This is a genomic window from Streptomyces sp. Isolate_45 (assembly GCF_024721315.2).
Classification (GTDB): Bacteria; Actinomycetota; Actinomycetes; order Streptomycetales; family Streptomycetaceae; genus Streptomyces.
This window is the reverse complement of the sequence record NZ_JANFAK020000254.1, coordinates 1-8,254: the sequence shown is the minus strand read 5'-3', so window position 1 is coordinate 8,254 and position 8,254 is coordinate 1. Positions and strand designations below refer to the sequence as shown.

Sequence of the window (8,254 nt, the reverse complement as noted above, 5' to 3'; positions counted from 1 at the left end):
CCCCCCCCCCCCCCCCCCCCCCCCCCCCCCCCCCCCCCCCCCCCCCCCCCCCCCCCCCCCCCCCCCCCCCCCGGCCCGGTGTCGTTGTGCGGGTTCCCCGGGGCCCGGTGCCGTTACCGGACCATCTTGGACTGGAGCTTCGCCAGCGTCCGCAGGTCCAGGCCGAGGCCCTGCGTCAGATAGCCGTAGAAACCGCCGTAGTCGGCCTCCATCCGGACGGTCGCCGCGTCCAGGTAGTCCTGACGGACCTCCTGGAGCGGGATCAGCAGGTCGGGGTTCTGCATCCGGCCGGACTGCTTGAGGCCCGCGCGGACCTGGGCGTCGTAGGCACCGCGGAAGGTGTTCGAGGCCAGGTAGTCGCGCTCGGCGCTCGACTCGGGCACGGCCAGGGCGCGCAGCAGGACGTAACTCATCCAACCCGTACGGTCCTTGCCGGACGTGCAGTGGTACAGCAGCGGCCCCTGGTCGCCGTTGGCGATCTCCCGCAGCGTGGCCGCGAACTGCGCCCGGTTCTCGGGGCTCGTCACGAAGGTGCGGTAGATGTCGCGCATGTAGGCCTCGGCGCGGCCGCCGCCCAGCATCTGCTCCTGCTTGACGGGGTCGCCGCTGCCGATCGCGCCGACGAGGGTCCCGTACAGGCCGAGGTCGCTGATCGGGCGGGCGGTGGCGGACAGGCCGGGTGGCAGCTTGTCGGCGCCGTCGTACTGGACCTCCATCGGGATGCGGAAGTCGATGGCCTTCGTGAGGCCGAGACCGGCGACGGTGGTGATGTCCGTCGCGGTCAGCTTGCTCAGGGCGTCGGAGCGGTAGACCAGCCCCTGACGGACCTGACCACCGGTGTAGGTGCGGTAGCCGCCGATGTCCCGGACGTTGACGGCGCCCTGGAGCGGAATCTGACGAATCGTTTCAGCCGACTGTTGCCAGCGCGGCGGCTGGAGGTGCCGGGCGCTGACCCCGGCTCCGGGTGCCGCCTGCGCGGACGCGGAGGCGGGCAGGGTTCCGGCGGCGAGCACGGCGGCGGCCGCCGCGATCACCAGACGGATTCGGGCACGGCTCATGTGGACGACTCCTGTGACGGAGAAGGGGGATCACCCTGGTGGTGGCAGGGTGCCGAGCACGTGTGGACCGCCGTGTCCGTACAGACGGTCCAGCACGGTGTGTGCCTCGGCCATGACGCGGTCGACGAGTTCCGCGCAGGACGGCAGATCCTCGATCACCCCCGCGACCTGGCCGGATGCCATGACACCGAGGTCCGTACGACCCTCGACCATGGACGCCTTGAGGAGCATGGGGGTGTTCGCGGCGAGCAGGACCTGGCTCCAGGACAGGTCCTTGCCGTGTTTCATCGCCAGGCCGTCGCGGACCATCGCGGACCACGACAGCCCCGACAGCTTCCGGAAACCGGCCGCGTGCCGGACCGCCCGCGCCAGCGCCCGGGCGCGGCCCGACCGCTCCAGGGCGTCGACCAGCTCGGTGCGCAGCATCCGGTGCGGCATCCCGTCGACGGCCGTGGTGACGGTGACGTCCTTCACCGCGGCCTTCAGGTACTCGGCCTTCACGGCGTCCGGGACGGTGGAGTCCGAGGTCAGCAGGAAGCGGGTGCCCATGGCGATCCCGGCCGCCCCGTAGGCGAGCGCCGCGACCAGGCCCCGTCCGTCGTGGAAGCCGCCGGCGGCGACCACGGGGATGTCCACGGCGTCGACCACCTGCGGCAGCAGCACCGTGGTGGCCACGTCCCCGGTGTGCCCGCCGCCCTCGCCGCCCTGCACGATCACCGCGTCCGCGCCCCAGGCGGCGACCTTCTCGGCGTGCCGGCGGGCACCGATCGAGGGGATCACGACGACGCCCGCGTCCTTCAGCCGGGCGATCAGCTCCCGGGACGGGGCGAGGGCGAAGGAGGCGACCTTCACGCCCTCGGCGACGATCAGTTCCACCCGCTCGGCGGCGTCCCCGGCGTCCGCCCGCAGGTTGACCCCGAAGGGCGCCTCCGTACGGGAGCGGACCTCCCGGACCGCCGAGCGCAGTTGGTCGATCGTCATCGTCGCCGAGGCCAGGATCCCGAGGGCGCCCGCGTTCGCCGCCGCCGACACCAGGCGCGGCCCGGCCACCCAACCCATGCCGGTCTGCACGATCGGGTGGCGGACCCCGACCAGCTTCGTGAACGCCGTCTCCACGGCGTCAGCCCCGCACTTCGCGGTCGCGCAGGCCCCGGGGGTCGATCACCTCGCGGATCAGCCGCAGTTCCAGGGGTGACGGCTCCCGGGTGTACGGGACCTCCCCGGTCACCGCGAGCTCGAAGCCGGTGGCCGCGCGGACCTGATCGACGCTCACGCCCGGATGTACGGAGGCCAGGCGCATCGAGCGGTCCGGTCCGGCGAAGTCGAACACCCCGAGGTCGCTGACGACCCGGGGCAGCCGGTGGAAGCGGGTCACCCCGGCCGCCTCGGCCCGGTCGTGGCCGACCCCGCTGACCATGTCGACGCGTTCGACGAAGACCCGGGTCGAATGCCTGGGGATCCAGTAGCTCACCGGGTTGTTCAGGGTGTTGACGGGCGCACCCCGCACCCCCAGGAGTTGGCGGGCGGGCCGTTCCCAGTCGCCGATGCAGGAGATGTTCTGGTTGCCGAACCGGTCGATCTGGCTCGCGCCCATCATCACGTGCCGCTTGCCGCCCGTGACCATCGTCAGGTGGCGGCGGTAGGGGAGCCAGCCCTCGGGGGTGCCGTCGAGGCCGATCAGCGTCGCCTCGCCGTCGGTCAGCAGCAGGTCGGGGGAGAACGTCCGCTTCGCGAGCCGGGCCCCGACGGAGGGGACCGGACCCATCGGGGCGGCGAGGACCTCGCCGTTGTCGCGCCAGGCCTCGGCGCAGGCGATCACGCAGTACTCGGCCCGGGTGACGGGGGAGGCGGCGGGGGCGCCGGCGGTGGTGCCGGACGGGGCTCCGGGCTGGGTGCTCAACTCTGCTCCTCGTGCCAGGTCCGGACGGCGGACTGGTAGTCGTGCTCGCCCGCACCGGACAGGAAGCGGGCGGCGAACTCGGGCCAGGGGGTGGACGCGTAGAGCTTCTGGAAGGCCTCGTCGCGGTCGTAGTCGGGCGCGCAGGAGGTGAAGTGGGCGCCGTTCGGGGTCTCCACGACCCCGGTGACCGAGTGCCGGCTGACGAGGAGGGACTGCGGGGGGCCCGCCTTGGACAGCTCGGCGGTCTCGACGAGCTGTTCGCAGGAGACGTACGCGGCGTCCGCGGCCTCGCAGAACAGGTCGTCGAAGTACGGGTCGGGGCCCAGGTACTGGGCGTTGCCCAGGCGATCGGCGCGGTTGAGGTGGACCAGTGCGGCGTCCAGGCGCAGGGCGGGGACGGCGACGAACTCCTCGCCGTCGGCGTAGGGGGAGGTCACGGTGCGCAGCTCCGGGTTGACCCGCATCACGTCGGAGCCGAGGCCGGCGCGGACGGGCATGAAGGGCAGCCGGTTCGCGGCGGCGTGCAGGCCCCACATGAACATGGCCTCGTCGAGCTCGGTGAGGGTGAGGGCGCCGCTCTCGCGGGCGGCCCGGAAGTGCGGCTCCAGCGGGATGGAGTCGAGGGTGGCGAAGGGGGCGACCAGCCGGCGGATCCGGCCGGCGGCGGCGAGCAGGCCCACGTCGGGGCCGCCGTAGGACACCACGGTGAGATCGGTGATCCCGGAGCGGAGCAGTGCCCGCACCAGGGCCATCGGCTTGCGCCGGGAGCCCCAGCCGCCGATGCCGATGGTCATGCCGCTGCTCAGCCGGCCGACCACCTCCTCGGGGGTCATCGTCTTGTCGCTCACGCCGTCCCTTCCTTCCCGAAGGTGTCGCGGACCCGGTCGGCGACACCGCTGAGGTTGGCCTCGAAGGTGAAGCCCTGCTCGAAGCGGTAGCTGCGGCGCACGTCCACGGGGTCGATGCCGTTGATGGCGGCCTTGGCCAGGCGGATCAGGTAGCCGTCCTTCCGCGCGATCTCGGCGGCCAGTTCCAGGGCCGCGTCCCGCACCTCCTGCCGCGGCACCACCTTCCAGACCGAGCCGTGCGCGTGCAGTTCGGCGGCGGTCGCGGTGCGGGAGGTGTAGTAGAGGGTGCGCATCAGGTGCTGGGGGACCAGCCGGGCCAGGTGGGTGGCGGCGCCGAGGGCGCCCCGGTCCAGTTCCGGCAGGCCGAAGGTGGCGTCGTCCGAGGCGACGATCGCGTCGGCGTTGCCCACCAGCCCGATGCCGCCGCCGAGACAGAAGCCGTGCACGGCCGCGACGACGGGGACCTCGCACTCGTAGACGGCGGCGAAGGCCTCGGCGCAGCCGCGGTTGGCCCCGATGAGGGAGGAGTGCCCGGTGTCGCGCTGCATCTCCTTGATGTCGACCCCGGCGTTGAAGCCGCGGCCGCCGGCGGCCAGGACGACGCACCGGACCGCAGGGTCGCGGCCGGCCGCGCGCAGGGCGTCGGCGAGGTCGTACCAGCCCTGCACGGGCAGCGCGTTGACGGGTGGGAAGTCGACTGTGACGAGTGCGATGCCCTTGTCCGGGCTGGAGGTGGAGACACCCATGAGCGGATCAGCTACCTTTCCACCAAACATTTGTTAGGTGAGGAAGGTAGCAGCCGATGGAGCTCAATGGGAGGGTCGTCGTCGTCACGGGCGGAACCCGGGGCGTCGGCGCCGGGATCGCCCGCTCGTTCCTCGCGGCGGGCGCGCGGGTCGTCGTCTGCGCGCGGCGCCCGCCCGCCGAACCGGTCGGGGCGGCCGGCCGGCAGGCCGATTTCACCGCCCTCGACCTGCGCGACCCGGACGCCGTACGGGAGTTCTTCGCCGGGGTCGCCGAGCGGTACGGGCGGCTCGACTGCCTGGTGAACAACGCGGGCGGCACCCCGTACCGGCTGCTGGGCGAGGGGGAGGCCGAGCGGCACGCGCGCGTCGTCGACCTCAACCTGGTGGCCCCGCTGACGGCCTCGCTCGCGGCGCATCCGTGGCTGCGCGCGGCGCGCGGCTCGGTCGTGATGATCGGCAGCGTCAGCGGGACCCGGCCCTCGCCCGGTACGGCGGCCTACGGGGCCGCGAAGGCGGGCCTGGAGAACCTGGCCCGGTCGATGGCCGTGGAATGGGCGCCCGACGTACGGGTCAACTCGCTGGTCCTGGGCATGGTGCGGACCGAACTGTCGCACCTGCACTACGGCGACGAGGCGGGCGTAGCCGCGGTCGGCGCGACCGTGCCCCTGGGTCGGCTGGCCGAGCCCTCGGACGTGGGGGAGGCGGCGGTGTTCCTCGCCTCGGACCGGGCGGCCTACGTGAGCGGGGCGAGCCTGCTGGTACACGGCGGCGGCGAACGTCCGGCGTTCCTCGATGCGGCAACTGTCAACAAGGAGAGCTGAAATGGGCATGGCGGACGGACGCGTGGTCGTCGTGACGGGCGCGGGACGGGGGCTGGGCCGGGCCCACGCCCTGGCCTTCGCGGCGGAAGGGGCCCGGGTCGTCGTCAACGACCTGGGCGTCGGGCTCGACGGGCGGCCGGAGGCGGACGGGCCGGCGGCCCGGGTCGTGGCCGAGATCCGGGAGCGGGGCGGGGAGGCGGTGGCGCACGGCGGGGACATCGCGACGGGCGCGGGCGCCGCCTCTCTGGTGGAGTGCGCGGTGTCCGCCTTCGGTCGGCTGGACACCCTCGTCAACAACGCCGGGTTCCTGCGGGACCGGATGCTGGTGAACCTCGGCGAGGACGACTGGGACGCGGTCGTACGGGTCCACCTCAAGGGCCACTTCCTGCCGCTGCGGGAGGCCGCCGCCTGGTGGCGGGCGGAGGCGAAGGCCGGCCGGCCGGTGGCCGCGCGGGTGGTCAACACCTCCTCCGGCGCCGGGCTGCTCGGCTCGGTCGGGCAGGGCAACTACAGCGCGGCCAAGGCGGGCATCCTCGGCATGACCCTGGTCGCGGCGGCCGAGATGGGCCGGTACGGGGTCCAGGTCAACGCCATCGCCCCCGCCGCCCGGACCCGGATGACCGAGCGGACCTTCGCGGAGACGATGTCCGCCCCCGCGGCCGGCGCCTTCGACGCGATGGCCCCCGAGAACGTGTCCCCGCTGGTGGTGTGGCTCGGCTCCGACGCCTCCGCCGGGGTCACGGGCCGGGTCTTCGAGACCGAGGGCGGCCGGATCACCGTCATGGAGGGCTGGCGCCCCGGACCCACCGCGGACAGCGGGGCCCGCCGGACCCCGTCCGAGGCGGGCGAGGCGGCGGCGAAACTGCTGGCCACCGCCGAACCGCCGCACCCGGTGTACGGGGCGCAGTAGCGCCGTCGAGGCGCAGGGGGGCGCAGGGGACGCGAAGGAGGGGCGGCGGGGCGTAGGGGAGTCGGCGGGGCGCGGTCCGGTGCGGGCCGCGCCCCGCCGTGCCGCGCTGCGCGCTTCTGGACATCTTCGGCGGCGCGGCCGGCCCGCCCGCCGCGGCCGGGCAGGGGACGCCGGGCTGCTGGGCGGGGTGACGCGGACATCGCGGCCCGCGCGGAATCCGGCCAGGAAATGCGGCCGACGGCCATTGGCCACATCGGGTCCTTCCCAGTCCCGCCGCCGCTGTGGTGGCATGTCCACGCCCAATTCGGCAGTGGTTCCGACCGGATGGAGAAAAAGAAAATGCAGCTCCGCAGACTGAGTACCGGCGTGGCCGGTGCGGCCGGCGCGGCCTTGGTGGCCCTGTCGGTCGTGGCCGCGCCGGTCCGGGCCGACTCCCCGTACACACCGCCGCCCGGCAGAATTACCGTAGACGTGGTCGGGGTGAACGGATCGGGTTGTCCGCAGGGCACCGCGGAGGTCGCCGCGGCCACCGACAACACCGCGTTCACCGTCACGTACAGCAACTACCTCGCCCAGGCCGGGGCGGGCGCCGGCGGCACCGAGTTCCGCAAGAACTGTCAGCTCGCCCTGCGGATCCACGTCCCCCAGGGGTTCACGTACGCCATCGCCCGGGCCGACTACCGCGGCTTCGCGCACCTCCAGCGCGGCGCCTTCGGCCAGCAACGCGCGAACTACTACTTCCAGGGCCAGGCCCAGACCGCCCGCAGCACCCACCAGTTCAACGGCCCCGTCAGCGACAACTGGCAGGCGAGCGACCGCACGGAGTACGCCGACCTCGTCTGGGCGCCCTGCGGCGAGGAACGCAACCTCAACGTCAACACCGAACTGCGGGTGTACACCGGGACGTCGAACCCGCAGGCCCCGAGCTTCATGAGCATGGATTCGACGGACGGCAGCGTCAGCACGGTCTACCACTTCGAGTGGAAGGAATGCCCCGCGGGCTGACCGGCGCGAGCGAGTACGGCAACCCCCGACCCCGTCAGGAGTGATGACGATGTCCCCCTCGCTGTCCCGCACCCTGCTCGTCGGCGGCGCGACCGCCGCCCTGATCGCCACCGCCACGCCGGCCGGAGCCTCCGGATCGGGCCCGATCACCGCGCCGCCCGACAAGATCGTGATCGAACTCGCCACCGTGAACGGCTCGGGCTGCCGCGAAGGCACCGCCGAGGTCGCCGTGGCCCCGGACAACACCGCCTTCACCGTCACGTACAGCGAGTACCTCGCCCAGGTCGGCCCCGGCGCCCCGCCCACGGCCTTCCGCAAGAACTGTCAGCTCAACCTCCGCGTCCACGTGCCCAGCGGCTTCACCTACGCGATCGTCCAGGCCGACTACCGCGGATTCGCATTCCTCCAACCGGGAGCCTGGGGCCAGGAAAGGGCGAACTACTACTTCCAGGGAATGCCCCAGACTTCCCAGCGGACGCATCAGTTCAGCGGACCCCTCAACGACAACTGGCAGGCGACCGACAGGACGGAATACGCCGACCTGGTATGGGCGCCCTGCGGGGAAAAACGCAATTTCAACATCAATACCGAACTGCGCGTGAATGCGGGCACCTCCAACCCGCAGGCGACCAGCTTCATGGCGATGGACTCCACCGACGCCAGCGTCAACACCCTGTACCACCTCGCCTGGCAGGCGTGCCCCGCGCCGCGGACGTAGCGCCGTGAGCCGGGGGCGGGGCCGACGTGCGACCGGCCCCGCCCCGCACGGGGCGTCCCGCCCACGCCGACGGGCGGGACGCCCACGGTGCGCCGGGCCGCCCGCGCCACGCGGCGGCCCCTTCGCCGCGGCGCCCCGCGGCCCGCGCCACCCCCGTGGGGGGGGGGGGGGGCGGGCGCGCCCCCCCCCCCCGCCCCCCCCCCCCCCCACACCCCCCCCCCCCCCCCCCCCCCCCCCCCCCCCCCCCC

General features: G+C 73.6%; 9 protein-coding genes. 4 read left to right on the top strand and 5 right to left on the bottom strand.

The annotated features are described in order from the left end of the window. Positions 1–113 precede the first annotated feature (113 nt). Genes NOD94_RS38925 through NOD94_RS38905 form a run of 5 tightly spaced genes read right to left on the bottom strand, consistent with a single transcriptional unit; the run spans position 114 to position 4,552 of the window. Entirely contained in the window at positions 114–1,058 is a 945-nt protein-coding gene (locus NOD94_RS38925) for a tyrosine-protein phosphatase (RefSeq protein ID WP_281210976.1), read from the bottom strand. Between the two features lie 30 nt (positions 1,059–1,088). Next, on the bottom strand, positions 1,089–2,174 hold the full coding sequence (locus NOD94_RS38920) for a nitronate monooxygenase (protein WP_281210975.1): 1,086 nt from the start codon (positions 2,172–2,174) through the stop codon (positions 1,089–1,091). A 4-nt stretch (positions 2,175–2,178) separates the two neighbouring features. Next, on the bottom strand, positions 2,179–2,958 hold the full coding sequence (locus tag NOD94_RS38915; RefSeq protein WP_281210974.1) for a CoA-transferase: 780 nt from the start codon (positions 2,956–2,958) through the stop codon (positions 2,179–2,181). After that, positions 2,955–3,806: a CoA-transferase gene (locus tag NOD94_RS38910; protein WP_281210973.1), complete on the bottom strand. Its 852-nt coding sequence runs from the start codon at positions 3,804–3,806 to the stop codon at positions 2,955–2,957. The genes NOD94_RS38915 and NOD94_RS38910 overlap by 4 nt, the downstream gene beginning before the upstream one ends. Beyond that, entirely contained in the window at positions 3,803–4,552 is a 750-nt protein-coding gene (locus NOD94_RS38905) for an enoyl-CoA hydratase family protein (protein WP_281210972.1), read from the bottom strand. Before NOD94_RS38905 ends, NOD94_RS38910 begins: the two co-directional genes overlap by 4 nt. A gap of 56 nt (positions 4,553–4,608) precedes the next feature. Between NOD94_RS38905 and NOD94_RS38900 the strand changes: the two genes are divergently transcribed. From NOD94_RS38900 to NOD94_RS38885, 4 genes are all read left to right on the top strand, one after another. Then, positions 4,609–5,373, top strand: coding sequence for an SDR family oxidoreductase (locus NOD94_RS38900; protein WP_281210971.1), 765 nt, complete (start codon positions 4,609–4,611; stop codon positions 5,371–5,373). Position 5,374: 1 nt separating this feature from the next. Continuing rightward, on the top strand, positions 5,375–6,283 hold the full coding sequence (locus tag NOD94_RS38895; protein ID WP_281210970.1) for an SDR family oxidoreductase: 909 nt from the start codon (positions 5,375–5,377) through the stop codon (positions 6,281–6,283). 339 nt (positions 6,284–6,622) lie between these two features. Continuing rightward, a complete protein-coding gene (locus NOD94_RS38890) occupies positions 6,623–7,288 on the top strand; it encodes a DUF4360 domain-containing protein (RefSeq protein ID WP_281210969.1) in 666 nt (221 codons plus the stop codon). A gap of 61 nt (positions 7,289–7,349) precedes the next feature. Further along, complete coding sequence (locus NOD94_RS38885; protein WP_281210977.1) at positions 7,350–8,006, top strand: DUF4360 domain-containing protein; 657 nt, start codon at positions 7,350–7,352, stop codon at positions 8,004–8,006. Positions 8,007–8,254: the final 248 nt, after the last annotated feature.

What these genes read in the sequence shown, in the direction of transcription:
- NOD94_RS38890 (WP_281210969.1), top strand. Translation starts at nt 6,623, where the DNA reads ATGCAGCTCCGCAGACTGAGTACCGGCGTGGCCGGTGCGGCCGGCGCG.
- NOD94_RS38900 (WP_281210971.1), top strand. Translation starts at nt 4,609, where the DNA reads ATGGAGCTCAATGGGAGGGTCGTCGTCGTCACGGGCGGAACCCGGGGC.
- NOD94_RS38925 (WP_281210976.1), bottom strand. Translation starts at nt 1,058, where the DNA reads ATGAGCCGTGCCCGAATCCGTCTGGTGATCGCGGCGGCCGCCGCCGTG.
- NOD94_RS38905 (WP_281210972.1), bottom strand. Translation starts at nt 4,552, where the DNA reads ATGGGTGTCTCCACCTCCAGCCCGGACAAGGGCATCGCACTCGTCACA.
- NOD94_RS38895 (WP_281210970.1), top strand. Translation starts at nt 5,375, where the DNA reads ATGGGCATGGCGGACGGACGCGTGGTCGTCGTGACGGGCGCGGGACGG.